The organism is Rhizobium sp. LARHSG275, assembly GCF_052871115.1.
In genome coordinates, this window is sequence record NZ_JBIXJN010000054.1 from 1 (window position 1) to 1,376 (window position 1,376).

At 62.9% G+C, this 1,376-nt stretch carries 1 protein-coding gene; it reads right to left on the bottom strand.

The genetic code is table 11. The features are described 5' to 3' along the window. Positions 1-199: 199 nt before the first annotated feature. Complete coding sequence (locus tag ACIPSK_RS32960; RefSeq protein WP_162119693.1) at positions 200-1,318, bottom strand: IS4 family transposase; 1,119 nt, start codon at positions 1,316-1,318, stop codon at positions 200-202. Positions 1,319-1,376 lie beyond the last annotated feature (58 nt).

Genomic DNA, 1,376 nt, shown 5'->3' on the forward strand with positions numbered 1-1,376 from the left:
TCATATGCGCTAGGTTAGGCGGGCGCGGAGATAATCGCATTGTTTTCGGCGTCGTCGCGGCGGCTCGCAGAGGTGGCGACGACTTCGCGTGAGGAGATTACGGACGGCCTGCCACAGAAGTGGTCCGCGGATGGCGGCGCAAATGGTGGCCAGGGCTAACTTCATGAGACGCCAGCGCGAAGGACTTGCCAATGGGGGGCTAGCCGGTGGGGTTGCCGCATCCAGAGGGGGGAGAGTCCGGGACTTGCCCGGCAATCTGTTCGGCGATGATGGCGACGATCAGCCTGGCGTAGAGCCATGCCCGGGCCAGTTCCGGCTTCTTGGCCGGCAAGCTGTCGAGGCCGGCCAGGCTCTTGAACCGTTTGAACGCCAGCTCGATTTGCCAGCGGAAGCGATAGAGGGTGAGGATATCGGCCGGCGGGAAGGTGGTGGCCGGCAGCGAAGTCAGCAGCAGAATGTACTTCGCTGCCTCGAGACTGCGCGGATCGGGTTGTTTGCCGTGCTTGCGGGCGGCTTTGAGCAGACGCTCCTGCTCGGCTTGGGCCTGTTGCGGATCCTTGCGCCGGACAATGAGGCGCAGGACCAGCGGCGGCGTTGGCGGCGTCCCCGTCATGCCTTCGTGGACACGAACCTGCACCTGGCCTTCCTGCTCTTGCTGAGCGGCGAGCGCGGCAAACAGATCAAAGGGCTCGCCATTCGTCTGCAACAGGCGCAACGAGTTCCAGCCGGTCCGCACGATGAAGTCTGCACCGGCATCGATCACCGGCCGCAGGTCGCGCGGTCTTGCATAGTAGCGATCGGCCAGCACGATATCGCCGGCTGCATAGGTAAGGCGCTGAAGGTTCTCGGCACCATGGATGTCTGTCAACTCAAGCTGATCGACCTGAGCCGTTGCCAAGTCGTAGCCGACATGCAGTCGCCATGTCGTGCGGTCAGCACCCGGATGGCAGATCGACGTTCCATCGAGCACACGCAAGCGATAGCCCGCAAAGCGCCCCGCCGGCACTTTCGCCTGTTCGGCAATCAGCGCGGCCACGATGTCGCCAAGCCAAGGCGCCGCTTTGCACAGCCGCTCGAGCAGCGACGGGTCTGACAAACGGGCGATCCCGCCCGCTTCGGCCCATGCACAGGTCTCGCGCAACGACATGCCAAGGCCGCCATAGGCAAGTGCCAGCCGCAACAGCGTCTCGGCATTCTTGATTTCCCGCACCCGCGTGAAAGCACCGCGCAACCGCGCCGTTGCTTCCAGGTCAAAACCCGCCGGAAGCCGCGCGCGCACTTCCGGCCAATGATCCAAAATCTCAGGACGAATCTTCATCCAAAGCTTGAATCACAACCAGATTCCTTATGTCCAGCGCTAAACCTAGCGCATATGA

Coding starts and splice junctions, on each gene's coding strand:
- ACIPSK_RS32960 (WP_162119693.1), bottom strand. CDS start 1,318: ATGAAGATTCGTCCTGAGATTTTGGATCATTGGCCGGAAGTGCGCGCG.